This window comes from Streptomyces sp. NPDC002573 (genome assembly GCF_042889625.1).
Taxonomy (GTDB): domain Bacteria; phylum Actinomycetota; class Actinomycetes; order Streptomycetales; family Streptomycetaceae; genus Streptomyces; species Streptomyces gibsoniae.
In genome coordinates this window covers 40,955-58,026 of sequence record NZ_JBIARC010000011.1, presented here as the reverse complement: position 1 = coordinate 58,026, position 17,072 = coordinate 40,955, and the positions used below count along the sequence as shown (strand labels likewise).

General features: G+C 72.7%; 14 protein-coding genes. 7 read left to right on the top strand and 7 right to left on the bottom strand.

Annotated elements, in window-relative coordinates; translation table 11 throughout:
- Positions 1-141: 141 nt before the first annotated feature.
- The gene (locus tag ACFYX0_RS13355) at positions 142-1,548 is read left to right on the top strand and encodes a PAS domain-containing protein (RefSeq protein ID WP_388969912.1); all 1,407 of its coding nucleotides are present in this window, start codon (positions 142-144) and stop codon (positions 1,546-1,548) included.
- Here ACFYX0_RS13355 and ACFYX0_RS13350 read toward each other — a convergent pair.
- A complete protein-coding gene (locus tag ACFYX0_RS13350; RefSeq protein WP_388969910.1) occupies positions 1,545-2,348 on the bottom strand; it encodes an SIS domain-containing protein in 804 nt (267 codons plus the stop codon). The genes ACFYX0_RS13355 and ACFYX0_RS13350 overlap by 4 nt on opposite strands.
- 321 nt (positions 2,349-2,669) lie before the next feature.
- Here ACFYX0_RS13350 and ACFYX0_RS13345 point away from each other — a divergent pair, with 321 nt between their 5' ends.
- Both ACFYX0_RS13345 and ACFYX0_RS13340 read left to right on the top strand, forming a co-directional pair.
- Complete coding sequence (locus ACFYX0_RS13345) at positions 2,670-3,362, top strand: metal-dependent transcriptional regulator (RefSeq protein WP_311699679.1); 693 nt, start codon at positions 2,670-2,672, stop codon at positions 3,360-3,362.
- A gap of 719 nt (positions 3,363-4,081) precedes the next feature.
- Entirely contained in the window at positions 4,082-4,942 is an 861-nt protein-coding gene (locus ACFYX0_RS13340) for an alpha/beta hydrolase (protein ID WP_355907065.1), read from the top strand.
- Positions 4,943-4,958: 16 nt separating this feature from the next.
- On the opposite strand, the gene ACFYX0_RS13335 is transcribed toward ACFYX0_RS13340, so the two are convergent.
- The 3 genes from ACFYX0_RS13335 to ACFYX0_RS13325 form a co-directional block, all read right to left on the bottom strand.
- Positions 4,959-6,551, bottom strand: coding sequence for a transporter (locus tag ACFYX0_RS13335; RefSeq protein WP_388969908.1), 1,593 nt, complete (start codon positions 6,549-6,551; stop codon positions 4,959-4,961).
- Positions 6,548-7,339, bottom strand: coding sequence for an ABC transporter ATP-binding protein (locus ACFYX0_RS13330; protein WP_388969906.1), 792 nt, complete (start codon positions 7,337-7,339; stop codon positions 6,548-6,550). The genes ACFYX0_RS13335 and ACFYX0_RS13330 overlap by 4 nt, the downstream gene beginning before the upstream one ends.
- Before the next feature lie 111 nt (positions 7,340-7,450).
- Entirely contained in the window at positions 7,451-8,104 is a 654-nt protein-coding gene (locus tag ACFYX0_RS13325) for a bifunctional DNA primase/polymerase (RefSeq protein ID WP_355907056.1), read from the bottom strand.
- Positions 8,105-8,497: 393 nt separating this feature from the next.
- On the opposite strand from ACFYX0_RS13325, the gene ACFYX0_RS13320 reads away from it, so the two are divergent.
- Both ACFYX0_RS13320 and ACFYX0_RS13315 read left to right on the top strand, forming a co-directional pair.
- On the top strand, positions 8,498-9,883 hold the full coding sequence (locus ACFYX0_RS13320) for a transcriptional regulator (RefSeq protein ID WP_355907053.1): 1,386 nt from the start codon (positions 8,498-8,500) through the stop codon (positions 9,881-9,883).
- 367 nt (positions 9,884-10,250) lie between these two features.
- Positions 10,251-11,780 carry a hypothetical protein gene (locus tag ACFYX0_RS13315; protein ID WP_388969904.1) on the top strand — a complete coding sequence of 510 codons (1,530 nt, stop codon included), beginning with the start codon at positions 10,251-10,253 and terminating at the stop codon, positions 11,778-11,780.
- Between the two features lie 145 nt (positions 11,781-11,925).
- Here the strand turns inward: ACFYX0_RS13315 and ACFYX0_RS13310 are convergent, their stop codons facing one another.
- A complete protein-coding gene (locus ACFYX0_RS13310; RefSeq protein WP_388969902.1) occupies positions 11,926-13,260 on the bottom strand; it encodes an ABC transporter substrate-binding protein in 1,335 nt (444 codons plus the stop codon).
- A gap of 117 nt (positions 13,261-13,377) precedes the next feature.
- Between ACFYX0_RS13310 and ACFYX0_RS13305 the strand changes: the two genes are divergently transcribed.
- Both ACFYX0_RS13305 and purU read left to right on the top strand, forming a co-directional pair.
- Entirely contained in the window at positions 13,378-13,878 is a 501-nt protein-coding gene (locus tag ACFYX0_RS13305) for a hypothetical protein (protein ID WP_355907045.1), read from the top strand.
- Between the two features lie 69 nt (positions 13,879-13,947).
- Positions 13,948-14,829, top strand: coding sequence for a formyltetrahydrofolate deformylase (gene purU, locus ACFYX0_RS13300; protein ID WP_388969900.1), 882 nt, complete (start codon positions 13,948-13,950; stop codon positions 14,827-14,829).
- 134 nt (positions 14,830-14,963) lie between these two features.
- On the opposite strand, the gene ACFYX0_RS13295 is transcribed toward purU, so the two are convergent.
- Complete coding sequence (locus tag ACFYX0_RS13295) at positions 14,964-16,142, bottom strand: zf-HC2 domain-containing protein (protein WP_388969898.1); 1,179 nt, start codon at positions 16,140-16,142, stop codon at positions 14,964-14,966.
- The gene (locus ACFYX0_RS13290; protein ID WP_388969896.1) at positions 16,142-16,720 is read right to left on the bottom strand and encodes a sigma-70 family RNA polymerase sigma factor; all 579 of its coding nucleotides are present in this window, start codon (positions 16,718-16,720) and stop codon (positions 16,142-16,144) included. Before ACFYX0_RS13290 ends, ACFYX0_RS13295 begins: the two co-directional genes overlap by 1 nt.
- Positions 16,721-17,072 lie beyond the last annotated feature (352 nt).

Sequence of the window (17,072 nt, the reverse complement as noted above, 5' to 3'; positions counted from 1 at the left end):
GCGGGCCCGTCCGGGCCGGTGCAAGGATTTCCTCGAATCTTTCGCGAAGGGCATGTGGGCTGGGTCACGGTCCAGTTGAATGTGAGGAAGTGAGGGGACGAGCGCCGTACGTACGGACGCAGCAGCCTGCAGGGGGTTCAGGTGAGTGCTTCCCGGCGTAGGGGGACCACGGACGAGCTGGGGCCGGGCGAGCCCGAGCGGGACGGTTCCGATCTTCTGGCTGCCCTGCTGGACGGAATGGACGCGGCGTTGTGCGCCTTCGACGCCCAGGGGGTCGTCACCCACTGGAACCGCGAGGCCGAGCGGATTCTCGGCTGGTCCGCCGCCGAGGCCGTGGGGCGGCACGGGTTCGCCGGCTGGGCCGTGCGCAGCGCGGACGCCGCCGAGGTCGAGGCGTGGCTGATGTCCGCGATGCGGGCCACCGGGCGCCAGGTGCACGAGTTCGCGCTGCTCACCAAGGACGGCGGACGGGTCCTGGTGCGGACCCAGTCCGCGACGGTGCGGGGGCCCGACGGGAAGCCCGCCGGGGTCTACTGCGCCTTCAGCGAGGTCCATGCGCAGATCGACCTGGAGCGGTCCATCGCGCTGAGCGAGGCCCTGTTCGAGGACGCGAGCTGGGGCGTGGTGCTGGTCGACGCGGATCTGCGCCCGGCCGTCGTCAACGCCCACGCCGCCCGGGCGCTCGGCATCGGCCGCACGGCCGTGCTGGGACGGCCGCTCGGGGACCTGCTGGCGCAGGGCGTCGAGGAGCTGGAGAGCGCGCTGACCCATGTGCTCGCCGAGGGAGCCCCGCCCGCGCCCGCCGAGATGTGGGTCAGCGTGCGCACCACCGACGGCGAGCGGCGGCGGTGCTGGCGCAGCGGCTTCGTACGGCTGGCCTCCCCGCTCGCGGAAGAACCGGTTCCGCTGGGTGTGGGATGGCTGTTCCTGGACATCACCGAGGCCAAGCAGGCCGAGCAGGAGGCGGCCCTGCTGCGCTTCCGGGCCAACCAGCTGCACCGCGCCGCGCGGGCGGCCGCCGAGTGCGAGGACCCGATGGAGGCGGCCGTCGTCCATCTGGATTTCGCGCTCGCCGGATTCGCCGATCACGCGCTGGTCGACCGGGTCGCGGGCGGCCCGGTGACGGACGCGGAGGGTCCGATACGCCTGGTGCGGGCCGCCGAGACGCCGTCCGGGGCGCCCGGACCCAGCCTGCTCGCCGGAAAGGCCGGGCTGCCCGTGCGCTACAAGGAGGGCCATCCCGCCCTGCAGTGCGTGGAGCGCGCCGGATGCGTACGGGCCGGCGCGGGCTCCGCGGACCCGGAGCGGGCGCGGGAGTGGGCGCTCGCCCGGCAGTGGCCCGCGGACGCGGTGCACGCGCTGTGCGCGGTGCTCCGCAGCCGGGGTCGGACACTCGGCGTGGTGACGTTTCTGCGAAGCGCCGGGCGCACCCGGTTCGAGCGTGCCGACGCGGTGTACGGGGAGGACGTGGCGGTACGGATCGCCGCCGCGCTGGACCTGGCCGACCTCTTGGAGAAGACGCCGGAGCCGGGAGGCGGGGCCGGCTAGCCCTGCTGGTAGAAGATCCGGTCGCGGTACTCCCGAAGGATCCGCCCGTTCCACTCGTGGCCGCCATCGACGTTCCCGGACCTGAGCAGGGGCGGTTCGATGCCGCGCTCGGCCAGCGCGGCCGCGGCCGTGGCCATGACCGCCTGGAGCAGCGCCGTGGTGACGACGGTGGAGGCGGGAGCGAAGGGCGCGGGGATGGTGTCGAGGGTCAGCTCGGCGTCGCCCACCGCGATCTTCGAGTCGAGGACGAGATCGCAGTGGTCCCTGAGATACGTGCCGGAGGAGTGGCGCGACTTCGTCTCCGAGGCGTACGCCACCGAGGTCACCCCGATGACCTTGACCCCGCGGGCGCGGGCGGTCATGGCCATCTCCACCGGGAGCGCGTTGCGGCCGGACAGGGAGATGATCACCAGCAGGTCCCCGGAGCGCAGCGGGCTGGACTCGATCACCGCGCTCGCCAGGCCGTCGACCCGCTCCAGCGCGGAGCCCAGCGTGGCCGGCGTGACGTCGACGCCCACGACGCCGGGGACGGTGAGCAGGTTCATCAAGGCGAGGCCGCCCGCGCGGTAGACGAGGTCCTGCGCGGCCAGCGAGGAGTGCCCGGCGCCGAAGGCGAACAGCCGGCCGCCGCCGGCGACGGTGTCCGCGATCAGGCCGCCCGCCGCCGCGATCGGCTGCGCCTCCTCGTCCCGCGCCCGCCGCAGCAGCCCGATCGCCGCGTCGAAGAACTGTTCGGCCGGCGTGCCCCCGTCGCCGGGCTCCCCGGCCCGCGTTTCCTCGCCCCTCGGCCGCTCGCTCATCCCAGGCGCCCCCTTCGCAGTCTTGGTCGCTCGCTGGATCGACGGATCGACCTCGGCGGACGGCGCCCGGACGGCACACCGACCACGCACCGGCGCCCGTGACGGTCCGTGTCGCGGATCACGTTGCGGTCTGGACCAGTGGGATGTCAATACGGCGCTCGTGCGGACGAACGCGCCCCAGTACCCGTCGCCGGGGCCCGGTAACCCCCCGGTTGCCTCACCGCGCCACGGTTGTCAGTGGGATGCGTCAGAATTGACTCAGGGCCAGCGCACGCGCCGGTGAGCCGTGGAGCCTCCGGCAGATCACATCGAGGGGCACGTATGTCCGGACTGATCGACACCACGGAGATGTATCTCCGCACCATCCTCGAGTTGGAGGAGGAAGGCGTGGTCCCCATGCGCGCCCGGATCGCCGAGCGGCTGGACCAGAGTGGCCCGACGGTCAGCCAGACGGTGGCGCGGATGGAGCGCGACGGTCTGGTCGGCATCGCGCCGGACCGCCATCTGGAGCTGACGGACGAGGGCCGCCGGCTCGCCACCCGCGTGATGCGCAAGCACCGCCTGGCCGAGTGCCTGCTGGTCGACGTGATCGGGCTGGAGTGGGAGCAGGTGCACGCCGAGGCGTGCCGCTGGGAGCACGTGATGAGCGAGGCGGTGGAGCGCCGCGTCCTGGAGCTGCTGCGCCACCCCACCGAGTCGCCGTACGGAAACCCGATCCCGGGCCTGGAGGAGCTGGGCGAGAAGGACGGCGCGGACCCGTTCCTGGACGAGGGCATGGTGTCCCTGGCCGATCTCGACGCGGGCACGGACGGCAAGACGGTGGTCGTGCGGCGCATCGGCGAGCCCATCCAGACGGACGCCCAGCTCATGTACACGCTGCGTCGGGCGGGCGTGCAGCCCGGCTCGGTGGTCAGCGTGACGGAGTCCGCGGGCGGCGTGCTGGTCGGCAGCGGCGGGGAGGCGGCCGAGCTCGCGGCCGACATCGCCTCCCATGTGTTCGTGGCCAAGCGCTGAACCGTTCCGTTCGTCCCCGGCCGTACGGCGCCCACGCCCCCGTACGGCCGGGCGGGTACCCGCTCGCCGCGTCCCGTCAACACCTGTGACACGGGTGACCGCGGTGGCGTTCACTCGATCCCGCGGTCCTCAAGATTCAATGTGCGGAATCGCAGCGCTTCGGCCGTTCGCGTGCGAGGCTGTCGCATGAGGCATATGACCTGAGGGCTCTTGGCCGGTGGGCGACAGCGAAGTCGCCTGGTCAGGGAGGGGGCGGGCGGATGTGCCACGGACATGGGGTGGGCCCCGGCGCCCTTGAGCGCCGGGGCCTGTCCTCCCCTGTTCTGACCCGGAGCCCCGAGCTCCCAGGGTCATCCCCCTCGGACCGGTTTTCCCCGAGCGGTCCGCCTCCCGCAGAAGATCTCCCCGCGCAGACGGCGACCAATCATGGCGGGGGGTCACTCGAAGGAGGGGTGTTGCCGCCGGAATCCGCATTTTCGAATAGTCATTCGATAGCGTGGAAGTGACGATCTCACCGGACCGCGCGCTGTGACCATCGGCACGTGGTGCGGCAGCACGGGACACAGGCCACTCCGGCACCGGACCGACACCCGACGTACGGGGATGGCCCGCGACACCAGCAGCAGGAGCAGCAGGACCACAGCGGCAGCAGGACGAGCGTGGACCGACCGCGCGAAGCGGGGCGAGCGGTCCGAGCGGAGCAGGGGGGTGCCTGGAGGATGGTGCGGCGCATCGACGTGACCGGAGCGGGCGGCGTACGCCTCGCCGCATGGGAGTTCGCGGAGCCTCCCAAGACCGGGGAGACCGAGCACCCGCCCGGTGTGCTCTTACTGCACGGGCTCATGGGCCGGGCCTCGCACTGGGCGTCCACCGCCCGCTGGCTCACCGAGCGGCGCCGTGCCGTCGCGCTCGACCAGCGCGGCCACGGCCAGAGCGACAAGCCGCCCGAGGGCGAGTACACCCGCGAGGACTACATCGACGACGCCGAGGCCGCCGTCGAACAGCTCGGCCTCGCCCCGGTCGTCCTCGTCGGCCACGCCATGGGCGCCCTGACCGCCTGGCAGCTCGCCGCCAAGCGCCCCGACCTGGTCCGCGGCCTGGTCATCTGCGACATGCGGGCCTCCGCGCTCGGCGCCGCCTCACAGCGCGAGTGGGAGGACTGGTTCAAGTCCTGGCCCCTGCCCTTCGCCACGCTCGCCGACGTCCGCAAGTGGTTCGGCGAGGACGACCCCTGGGTGGAACGCCCCAATCCGGCCCGCGGCGCGTTCTACGCCGAGGTGATGGCCGAGTCGGCGGACGGCTGGCGGCCCGTCTTCGAACCCGAGCAGATGCTGAGGTCCCGCCGGACCTGGGTCTACGACGCGCACTGGGAGGAGCTGGCACAAGTCCAGTGCCCGGCCCTGGTCGTCCGGGGCCTGGACGGCGAACTGGGCCGGGCGGAGGCACAGGAGATGGTGCGCGTCCTGCCGCACGGCCGGTACGCGGAGGTGCCCGACGCGGGCCACCTGGTCCACTACGACCAGCCGGAGGCCTGGCGCGCGGCGATCGAACCGTTCCTCGACGGCCTGCCCACCCCCTGACCGCCCCGGCCCCGCCCTACCCCTTGCTGACCGCCGCCAGGATCTCCGGCAGCCGCCGTGCCGTCCGGGGTGCCGCGAGACGCAGTCCGAGAAGGATGAGCAGCGCCCCGTAGACGGCGCCGGCGGGCAGCAGCAGCCAGGTCCAGTCCGCCCCGCCCGACGTGACGTTCAGCCAGATCGTCGCCGCGATCACGGGCGAGGACAGCAGGGCCGCCGAGACCATGCCGCCGAAGATGGAGATCCAGGCCAGCCCCGTCTGCCCGGGGACCACGTTCTTGTAGCCCTCCTGCGGGATCGAGTACGGGAAGCCGGCCGAGGTCCAGGCGCCGGTCCCCAGCATCGCGCCGAGCAGGGCGAAGGACAGTCCGAGCACCTCGGGCAGCCGGTGCCAGGCGCCGAGCAGCGCGGTGGTGACGACGGTGACGAGGGCTGCGTACGGCACCGTGATCAGCAGCAGGGCCAGCGCCCGGCCGCGCAGTTCGGCGTAGGCGTCGCGGGGCGAGGAGATCGTCATCGCGACCATCCAGAACGCGGAGGTGTCCTGGCCGAACTGGTTGTACATCTGGATGCCGAGCATCCCCGCCGCGAAGCAGGCGAAGTAGACGGTGCCGGTGCCCTGGAGGGCGTTGAAGACCGGCACGATCAGGCCGATCGCGAGCGAGGTCACCCACGCCGCCTTGGTCTTGGGGTCGCGCCACACATAGCGCAGGCTGCGCTCGATCACCGTGCCGGTGCGGCCCGCGGGCAGCAGCCGGGACAGCCGTGTCGAGGAGCCTTCCCGGGGGCCCGGTTCGGCGGCCTGCAGCGTGGACCCGTCCGGCGAGGTCATCAGCTTCGTCAGACTGCGCGACCACAGGGACCCCAGCCCCGCCACCGCGGCGGCGCTCAGCGCGAGCTGGGCGAGCCCGATGCCGTAGCAGCCCTTGCTCATCGAGTCCACCGCGCCGATCGCGGAGCCCGGCGGAATCCAGCGCAGCACGTCCGCGACTGGGTTCAGCTGGTCGAGTCCGCCCGGACCGAGCCGCTGCGCGCCGAAGTTCACGAGCTGGGCGCCGACGGCGACGACGAGCCCGCTCAGGACGGCCAGATCACGGCCCTTGCGGCTGGTCAGCAGCCGGATGTTGGCGGCGGCCACGGCCCGGGCGAGCGCCACGCACACCAGCAGCGCGAGCACGACGGCGACGACGGCGGTGGCGTAGGCGGCCGCCCCGTGCGCCACGGACACCACCGAACCGGCGAACAGGCACAGGGTGAACAGGGGCCCGATGCCGACCAGGGACGCCACCAGCAGGGCCCGTATGAGCGGCTGCGGGCGCAGCGGCAGCATCACCAGACGGGTCGGGTCCAGCGTCTCGTCCCCGCTGGGGAAGAACAGCGGCATCACGGCCCAGCCCAGCGCCAGGATCGTGGCCAGCAGCACGGCGATGGTGGCGGCGTGCGTCGAGCCCCGCAGGGCGATCAGGCCGATCAGCTGCAGAGCGGCGAACAGCAGCACCACGACGACGGTCGTGACGTACGCGGCCCGCCGCCCGGCGGACTGCCGCAGCCCGTTGCGCAGCAGGGACAGCTTCAGCCGTACGAGGGTGGGAGTGAGACCGGGGGCGCTCACCGGGCGCCGCCGCCGAGCCAGTCGAGATCGGCACCGGTGTTCTGGGTGCGCGCACCGACCAGTTCGAGGAACGCCTGCTGAAGCGTGGGCGCGCTGCCCCGGACGTCGGCGAGCGGGCCGTGCGCGCGGATGCGCCCGGCGGCCATGACCGCGACCCAGTCGCACAGCGACTCGACCAGCTCCATCACATGGGAGGAGAAGACGACGGTGGCGCCGGAGCCGGTGTACCGCTCCAGGACGCCGCGGATGGTCTGTGCGGAGACCGGGTCCACGCCCTCGAACGGCTCGTCCAGAAAGAGTACTTCGGGGTTGTGGAGAAGGGCGCAGGCGAGCCCGATCTTCTTGCGCATACCGGTCGAGTAGTCGACGACCAGCTTGTGCTGGGCCCCGGCCAGGTCGAGCACGTCGAGGAGCTGGGTGGCCCGCTTGTCGACCTCGGCGCCGGGCAGCCCCCGCAACCTGCCCGTGTACGCGAGGAGTTCACGGCCGGAGAGCCGTTCGAACAGGCGCAGGCCCTCGGGCAGGACGCCGATGCGGGCCTTGACCGCGACCGGGTCGCGCCACACGTCGTGCCCGACGATCTCGACGGTCCCCTGGTCGGGCCGCAGCAGCCCGGTGATCATGGACAGGGTGGTGGTCTTGCCGGCCCCGTTCGGCCCGACGAGCCCGATGAACCGCCCCGCGGGCAGCTCCAGATCGATCCCCGCGACGGCGATCTGTTCCCCGTACCTCTTCCAGAGCCCCTGCACCCGTACGGCGGCCACGGCCGCCCCTGCTCCCTCGGTCATAGGAGCACCATACGGGGGGCTGTCGCACCCCCCGTAGGTACGGGACGGTCACCCTCGACGGCTAGTGCTGCGACCGGAAAGGTTCACCGGCAAACCTTCCCGGCCACAGCACTAGCGGTCCCGTCCGCAGGCGTACGCCAGCGGGGAGATCAGCTCCTCGGCGTCCGGCAGCCACCGGTTCGCGGGCGTCGGCCGGCAGGCCCACTGCACGGCGCCCCGCGACCCGTACCGGGTGGGCGGCGCGGCCACGTAACCGCCCTCGCCGAGGGTGGCCAGATCGAGGGAGGCCGGCGACCAGCCCAGGTTCCGCACCAGGTCGGGGACCTTCGCCGCGGCCCCGGGGAGGACGAGGAACCGCATGCGCCGGTCCGGCGCCAGCGTCACCGGCCCGAGGGTCAGCTCCATCCGCTCCATGCGCGCGAGGGCGAGGAAGCCGGCCGTCTCCGGGACCTCGATGGCGTCGAACGTGCGCCCGGTGGGCAGCAGGATGGACGCGGTGGGCCGCGTGGACCACATCCGTCGTACGGCTGTCGCGCTGCCGGTCGCCTGCGTCGCCCAGTCGTCGCCCGCCGGGTGCGCGCCCGGCGTGGGGCAGGAGGGCTGATCGCAGGAGCAGCGGTGCATCCCCTCCACGGCCTCCAGCCAGGTGCCCGGGAACACGTCCCAGTGGCGCTCCTCGGCGTAACGAACCGCGGCTTCCAGGAGTGAGTCGCCGCGCTGCTTGGGGATGTGGGCAGCTTCAGGGCCCGCGATGGTCTCTTCCACGATGAACTCAACTCTAGCCGTCACCGGGGGTTACGCCCGCCTACGGCGAGCCATCTCCCGCCCGGGGAACGGATTTTGGGCATGCCCTTTTTGCCTGGTGTTGTCCCACATGCGCCGGGGAGGAGCACCGTTTCCCCGAGCGGGGCGCACGGATGCACGGGTGGGGGCGCGCAAGAGGATCGGCAGCGGGGGCTGGGTAACCACGTGGGGGGCACGGCATCAGTCTTTACCCCGGCAATCCTCGCATGTCTCGCATCAGAGGCATGTCCGCTGGGCATCGATCTTCAAGGCCGGATCTTTTCGGTGCACGAAAAGGGTGTGCCCGGTGGTCCGGCCGCAGAAGACACGTCAACTCGGTGCGTGAGCAGGCACCGCACCCACAGGGGGTACGCCATGGCCGCAAGGCCACTCGTCGCGCGACAGCCGAACGAACGGCTGCAGGCACTCATTCAGGAAGCGGGCTGCTCGAACGCGGGGCTCGCCCGCCGGGTCAACATGTGCGGCGCCGAACACGGCCTCGATCTGCGCTACGACAAGACGTCGGTGGCCCGTTGGCTGCGCGGACAGCAGCCGAGGGGCCGGGCCCCGGCGATCATCGCCGAGGCGCTCGGCCGCAAGCTGGGCCGCACGGTCACGATCGACGAGATCGGCATGGCCAACGGCAAGAACCTCGCGTCCGGCGTGGGCCTTCAGTTCTCACCGACCGTGCTCGGCGCCATCGAGCAGGTCTGCGAGCTGTGGCGCAGCGACGTCGGCCGCCGGGACTTCCTGTCCGGCTCGTCGGTCGCCGCGTCGGCGCTGGTCGAGCCGAGCCGGGACTGGCTGATCTCCGCGCCGGACGCGCAGGTCGCACGGTCGGCCGGGCCACGGGTGGGCCCGTCGGACGTGGCCGCGGTGCGCGCGACGACCCAGGCACTGGTCCAGCTGGACCACCAGTACGGCAGCGGCCATGTGCGTCCGGTCGTCGTGCACTATCTCAACAGCGTCGTCTCGGGACTGCTGGCGGGCTCCTACCGCGAGGCCGTGGGACGCGATCTGTTCGCCGCCGTCGCCCGGCTGACCGAGCTCGCCGGATACATGGCCGTCGACACCGGGCAGCCCGGACTCGCCCAGCGCTACTACATCCAGGCGCTGCGGCTCGCCCAGGCGGCGGGCGACCGCGGCTACGGCGGCTACGTGCTGGCCGCCTCCATGAGCCATCTCGCCGCGCAACTCGGAAACCCGCGCGAGATCGCGCAGTTGGCGCGCGCCGCCCAGGAGGGGGCACGCGGGCGGGTCACTCCGCGCGCGGAGGCGATGTTCCATGCCGCCGAGGCGCGGGGACACGCGCTGATGGGCGATGTCCGCGCCACCCAGCTCGCGGCGGGCCGCGCGATCACGGCGCTGGAGGCGGCCGACGCGGCGTCCGGGGACGACCCGGCGTGGATCGCCCACTTCGACCACGCGTATCTGGCGGACGAACTGGCGCACTGCCACCGGGATCTGGGGCAGGCCGAGGCGGCGGCCCGGCGCGCGGAGGAGTCCCTCGCCGGGCACCCCGAGTCCCGGGCCCGGCGCCGGGCGATCGGCTATGTGCTGCTCGCCACGGCCCAGGTGCAGCAGCGCGAGGTGGAGCAGGCCTGCCACACGGGCCTGAAGGCCGTGGAACTGCTCGGCTCCCTCAGGTCCAACCGCGGCGCCGAGTATCTGGAGGACCTCCAGCAGCGGCTGGAGCCGTACCAGGACGAGGCGGTGGTGCGGGAGTTCGGGGCGCGAATGGATCTGGCGGCCGCGGCGTAGGGCTTCGGCCGGGGGAGCCGGTGGCGGTCCCGGCGCGGGGGCCTGCGGAGACACCGGCGCGGGGGCCCGTGAGGATCGCGGTGCGCGGGTCCCGGTCGGTGACGGATCACACCTTTCGCCGGGGGCGGGGGAGCGCCGGCCGTGGATCGTGCCTCCCGCCGTGCGGGGCCCCGGCCATGAGCCGAGGTGAACGCACCGTGAACGGACGGGTTCGGCGCCCCTCCCCTCGCCGGTGGTTTGTGACTGCTCGCGTGGTTCCCCCCGCTCTCGGGGGGGTCGCTCCGCCCGTGCTGCGTGGCACCCGGCTCAGGGGACCCGGTAGCGTGAGTCGACGATTCCGTAGGTTCCCCCGATCGTAGGAGTCCCGGTGACGCAGAGTGGACAGGGCGAGGAGCCCTCGGCGCGGCCCGCGCGCGAAGGCATCGTGCTGCCCTCCGACGGCGGCGAGCCCCTGCTGCCGGGCATGACGGGCGCGGCGAACAGTGCCACGGTCCCGGCGGGCGGCCACCACGCCGCCCCCGCCCCCGACGGCCACACCACCCCGGCGGGCGGCCAGAGCTGGGGCCAGCCGTGGGGCCCGGGACAGCAGCCGGCCCAGACGCCCCCCGCCCAGGGCTGGGGCGCCGACGCCGGGCAGTCCTGGGGCGCACAGCAGCCCGCCCAGCAGTCGTGGGAGCAGCCCGCCGACCCCCGCTCCGCCTGGGGCGACGTCCCCGGACCGCGGCAGGGCGGCGCCGGACCGCTGCCGCCCGAGGGCGCGCAGCCGTCCCCGTACGGCACGAACGGGCAGCCGGCGCACGGCGCACCGCAGTTGCCGCACTCCGCGCCCCTGCCGGCCCCCATGGACGAGGGCGCCACGCAGTACATCGCCCCGGTGACCGTCTCGCCCGACGAGGGCGCGACGCAGTACATCCCGCCCGTCGCCGCCGAGGGAGCCACCCAGTTCATCCCGCCGGTCGCGGGAGCCCTGCCGCCGGAGCAGCCGAGGGGCGACGCCACACAGTTCCTCGGGCGGGGCGGGGCCATGGGGGCCGACGCGCAGGCCACGCAGTACCTCCCGCCCGTGCCCGGACAGCCGGGCCCGGCGCCCTACGGCGCCCCGGCGGCTGGCGCCGGGCAGCCGCCGGCGGTGTTCGACAACCTCTTCCGGGCCGGCCCGGGCGGCGCCGAGTCCACCCAGAACCTGCCGCGGTTCGACACACCGGGCGCCCCGGGTGCGCCCCAGGACTGGACGGCCGGACAGCGCGGCGACGACGGGGGAGGCGCCCGTACCCGGTCGCGCGTCCCGCTCATCGCGGCCATCGGCGTGGGCATCGTTGTCCTCGGCATCGGGGCGGGCGCCATGCTCGGCGGTGGCGGCGACAAGGGCGACCGCAGCACGTCCGTCGCGGCGACCGGGCCGGCCACGGACTCCTCGTCCTCCTCGTCGGGCGGCGGAGACCCCAAGGCGCAGGCCGTCGCGCTCGACAAGCTCCTCGCGGACAGCGGCAACAGCCGTGGCGCGGTGATCAAGGCGGTGGCCGACGTCAAGGGCTGCCAGAACCTCGACCAGGCCGGTTCCGATCTGCGTGACGCGGCGAAGCAGCGCAACGACCTGGTCGGCCAGCTGTCCGGGCTCGCGGTCGACAAGCTCCCGGCGCACGGCGAGCTGACCGCGGCGCTCACCAGCGCCTGGAAGGCGTCCGCCGCCGCCGACACCCACTACGCCGCCTGGGCCGACCAGGTCTCGGGCGACAAGAAGGGGTGCCACAAGGGGCAGGCCCGCACCACCGGCCAGACTGCGGCGGGCAACCGGGCCAGCGGCACGGCCAGCGCCCAGAAGGCCAAGGCCGCCAACCTGTGGAACGCCATCGCCCAGAAGTACGGCCTGACCCAGCGCCAGCCGACCCAGCTGTAGAACGCCGTGAGGTGCCCCCCCGGCCGCGCACGCGGACCGGGGTGGTGCACCTCACGTCTGTCTGCTGTACGGCCTCACGGACCGCAGGGCCGTACACGCCGCCCGCTCACCTGCGCGGACCGGGCGGCGCCGGCTGTGGCACGGCTCACTCGCTGGTCGCGTTCTCCAGCGTCTTGCCCACGTTCACGAAGCCCTTGCGCGCCCCCACCAGCCGTCCGTCGTGGACGACCTGCAAGGTCACGTCCGAGTTGATCAGGCGCGGGAAGTCGACCACCGCCGTCAGGTCCTGGAAGCGCCACCTCAGGGTCGGCGTGAGACCGCCCGTGTCCACCTTCAGGCCGTTGTCGAGGGCCGACCGGATCGCCTGCGCGGTGACGTCGCCGTTGCCGAGCGACTCGATGACCTTCGTCAGGACGGCGTACGCGATCCACGTGGTCTGCACCCCGGCGTCCGCCGGGTCGATGCGGTTGTCGCCGAAGGCCTCCTCGCTGATCACCTTCTTCATCGGGTCCCAGCGCGCGTCCGTCGCCTCCGGGTACCAGCTGGTGACGTAGGCGCCCTCGTACGGGCCCGACTTTCCGCCCGACGCGTCGATCACCGACTGGTCGACACTGCCGAGCACGGAGGCCGTGCGCACCGCCGGGTAGCTGTCGCTCAGGCGGCGGAAGGAGTCCATGAACGTGCCGGTGCGCTCGTCGAGCGAGGGCACCACGCACCCCTTGAGCTGCGGGTTCGAGGCCGCCTTCTGCAGTGCCTCCTGCGCCTGCTGGTCGAGGGCGGTGGCGTCCTCGGGGGCGAGCAGGTCCGTTGCGTCGGCGTGGCCGCCCGCCTTCAGCCCGGCGTCGAGCAGCAGCGGAAGCTGGTCGCCGGCGATGGTGTCGGGCCGTACCAGTGCGACGGGACCGCAGCTCTTGCCCAGTTCCTCGCCGAGGCCGGCCAGCAGCGCGGGCTGACCGCCGTTGACGGGGTAGGAGAGGACGCTCTTGAACTCGTCGTCGGTGAGTCCGTAGCCGCCGATGTAGGGGATGCCGGCCGACTCCAGCGGGGAGAGGGAGGAGGACGCGTACTGGCTGTAGGAGCCGACGACCGCGACGGCCTTGTCCTTGACCGCGGTGCGGGCGCATCGCGCGGCGCCCACGAAGTCGTTGTGTTCGTTGCAGGTCAGGACGTTGAGCTTGTGGCCGGCGATGCCGCCGTGCGCGTTGACGTAGCGCGCGTACGCCCTCGCCATCGCAGGCATGCCCGGCTTGTTGGTCGCGGAGGTCTTGTCCGGTGCCCAGGTCATGACGGTCACCGTGCCGTTCCCGGAGCTCCCCGTGGTACCGGGGACGACACCGCACGCGGTGGCCAGCGACCCGACCGCCACCAGGGCACCCGCGTTGAGCAGGGCCGTCCTGACGCGGTTGGTCGCCTTTTTTCGGACGGAATCCTGACTGCGGGGGCTGGTGGAGGAGAAGCTGGAGTGTCGCCTGCCGGTCATAGACCCGCACGATTCCGCCACACAACTAACCTTCGAGTGACCACCGGTTAGCTCATGGTGTCGCGGAGGTGAATTACGGGGGCTGATGATCCGCTTTTCGCAAGGAACGTACGATCGATGACTGTGCAAGGTTCAGAGAGCTCTTCCCGTCGCGGCCGTCGCTCATCCACCATGGGCGGTATGCCTCTCAACGACATGCCGTGGTGGCGCTGGCGCAGCAATGTGCGCTCCGCGCTGCACATGCTCTCCGACCCGGTGTTCCAGCGGGACGTCTGGCTGACCGGTGTCGAGGGATACGGCGACGTCACCGACGCCGTGTACCGCCTGGTCGAGGACACCTGGCTGGACAACTGGTCGGCCGAGAAGTACGTCGGCACGATCTTCCGCGACTCGCAGGAGGCGGCGCTCGTGGACACCGCCGTCCTGCGGGTGCTGCGGATCATGCACCACGTCGGTCCGGACGCGCCGGTGGACGCCTACCTCAACCACCAGGCGTGGCCGGAGGCGGTGCGGGCGGCGCGCGACGCGCATGTGCGGCTCGCGACCAGCGACGGCGAGGACCCGGACACGCCCCCGCGCACGCTGGAGGTGCTGCGGATCATGACCCGGACGGCGTAGGCGTCCGGGGGCCGTCCGGGTGGCGGGACGGTCCTCCTCGGGGCCCCCGGTCATGAGACCCTGGCCTGCATGAGTGAGCAGACCTCCCGAGCCGCGGCCACCGCCGACCAGTACGTCCTCACCCTCTCCTGCCCGGACAAGCAGGGCATCGTGCACGCCGTGTCGAGCTTCCTCTTCATGACCGGCTGCAACATCGTGGACAGCCAGCAGTTCGGCGACCACGACACGGAACTGTTCTTCATGCGGGTCCACTTCTCGGCCGAGGCTCCGGTCGAGGTGGACAAGCTGCGCGCGAGCTTCGCGGCGATCGGTGACTCCTTCCAGATGGACTGGCAGATCAACCGGGCCGACGAGAAGATGCGTGTCGTCCTCATGGTCAGCAAGTTCGGCCACTGCCTGAACGACCTGCTCTTCCGCGCCCGGACCGGGGCGCTGCCGGTGGAGATAGCGGCCGTGGTCTCGAACCACACCGACTTCGCCGAGCTCGTGGGCTCGTACAACATCCCCTTCCACCACATCCCTGTGACGAAGGACACCAAGTCGGAGGCCGAGGCCCGGGTGCTGGAGCTGGTCCGCGAGCTCGACGTCGAGCTGGTGGTCCTGGCCCGCTACATGCAGGTGCTCTCCGACGACCTGTGCAAGCAGCTCAGCGGCCGGATCATCAACATCCACCACTCGTTCCTGCCGAGCTTCAAGGGTGCGAAGCCGTATCACCAGGCCCACGCGCGCGGTGTGAAGCTGATCGGCGCGACCGCGCACTACGTGACGGCCGACCTCGACGAGGGCCCGATCATCGAGCAGGAGGTCGAGCGGGTCGGCCACGGCGTGACCCCGGACCAACTGGTCGCGGTCGGCCGCGACGTGGAGTGCCAGGCGCTGGCGCGCGCGGTCAAGTGGCACGCCGAACGCCGGATCCTGCCGAACGGCCGGCGCACCGTGGTCTTCGCGTAGGACACCGCCCGGATCCGGTCCGCATCCCGCTCACCGGCACCGCCCGCACCCGGGCTCACGGACGCGACCGCATCCGATCCTCGTCCGGTCCTCGTCCGACGTGCTTCCGACTCAAGGACGCGACCGCGTCCGGCCTACATCCGGCTCAGTGACGCGGTCGCGAAGAGCACGTCCCTGATCGCCTCCCGGTCGCCCAGCTGCCCCGCGGCCGCCTCCTCGGGCGGCACATGGCCCGCGGCCAGCCGGCAGAACTCCACCCCGTCGAGTGCGACGTGCGCCACCGCGTGCTCGGCGGAGGCGACCGCGCCGGGGGAGTCGAGGGCGATCAGCCATTCGCCGCCGCCCGAGCCCTCGATCTCCAGCCGCAGACTGCGCCCGGGCCGGCCCGCCGGGACCAGATGCCGGGTGCGGACGGGCGAGGCCAGCCCGGCCCGCCGCCGTGCCGCGAGCACGTCGGGGAGCATCCGCGCCGCCAGGTCGATCATCCGGTTCAGATGGCGCGGCGCCGGCGGCCCGTACGGGTAGTCGACGGCGTCCGCGATGTCCTCCGCGTGCACCCAGCACTCGAAGGCCCGGTCCAGCATCGCGTCGTGCAGCGGCAGTTCGAACCCGCCGTAGTCCACCGCGAGCTGCCCGGTCCCGCCGGTGAACGACACCGTCCGCACCAGATCGCGGCTCAGCTCCCGCCAGGGGGAGCGCACGGACCGGGTGGGCGGGAAGTGGGCATCGCGCCAGTACGCCTCCGTGCGCCCGCGCGGTGTGGGGGACTCGGCGGCCGTGCCCGTGAGCGGGTCGTCGAGCCCCAGCGCCATCGCCACCAGTCCGTCGACGGAGAGCAGATGGGCGATCACGCCGGCGACGGTCGTACGACGACTCGCCGGTCCCGTGCCGTCGAACCACCGCAGCCGCACGGGCGCGTGCCACTCGGCGTCTCCTATGTCCTGGAGCAGGGCGTCCAGGCGGGCGGCCTCCGCGTCGTACGGATCTGCCCAGTCCGGTACCGGGATACGGGGCGGGCGCCGGTCCAGGCAGGTCTCCAGCACCCGGGTGCGCAGCCCCGGATCGAGGTCGAGGCTCTCCTGGCGGTGCAGCAGCCCCACCGCCTCGCGCAGCCGCCGGGCCTCGTCCGCGCAGGGGCCGCAGTCACCGAGGTGCGCCTCCACGGCCGCCGTCTCCTCCGCCGTACAGGCGGCGAGCGCCCAGGCCCCGAGCAGCGCCTTCAGCACCCGGTGTTCGAGCACGGGCGGCTCCTCGGCCGCCGCGAGGGCCGCCTGCGGCGTGCCCGCCTCCTCGGCACCCTCCACCCCGGTCATCACGCGGCACCCGGTTCGTCGGGGGCGCCCGCGGGGTCCGTCTCGTAGGCCGTGGACAGCAGCTGGAGGCCGAGGCGGAGGCGGCGCCGGGCCTCGTCCGCGGTGATGCCGAGGTCGGCGGCGGTCTGGCGGTAGTCCCGGCGCTGGAAGTAGGCGCGCTCCAGGGCGGCGCGCAGCGGTACCGGCATGGCGGTGACGATGTAGTCCGCGCGGGCCGCGACCGCGGCGCGGTGCACCTTGTGCTCCAACTCCTCGGGGGTGGTCCGGCCGTCCCGGGCGAGCGCGGCGGTCTCGGTGGCGCGCAGCCGCCGTACGGCGAGCCGGTGGGTGAGCAGGGCGATCCAGGAGCGCAGGGGGCTCCGCTTCGGGTCGTACTCCTCGGGGTGCTCCCAGAGGTGGGCGAACACCTCCCGTGTGATGCCGTCGGCCGCCGCCTCGTCCCCGAGCACACGGTGGGCGAGCCCGTGCACCAGTGACGCGAACCGGTCGTAGCACTCGCCGAGCGCGGCCGCCTCGCCGCGGGCGAGCCGCTGCTGCATCCTGCGGTCCCAGCGGGGTGGTGCATCCTTCTTCGTCACGCCGCCCTCCCCTCCGGTCGTGCCCGGCGCCCGTTCCCGTCCAGCCTGTGACCCCTGTCTCCTCGAATGTAGTCGGCACGTCGGACAACGCACGCCCCTTTACGGCAATGTGCGCCCCTTGACGAGCCGCAGGTGATAGGGGCAGGCCGCATGGGATCGGCGCTTCGGGGGGCCGTCCGCGCCGAGGGCCTCTCCGATCGGACCTGAACGAACGAGACCGTTACCGATCGAATTGGCTCATCTAGTACGCGCTTTCGATCAGTAGTCCGGTGTTTCATGGAGGGGCGTTGGGGCAGCCGCGCTGAAGGAAGCGTAGGAATGACTTCCGTTTTTTGTCGGGACGCAAGGGTGC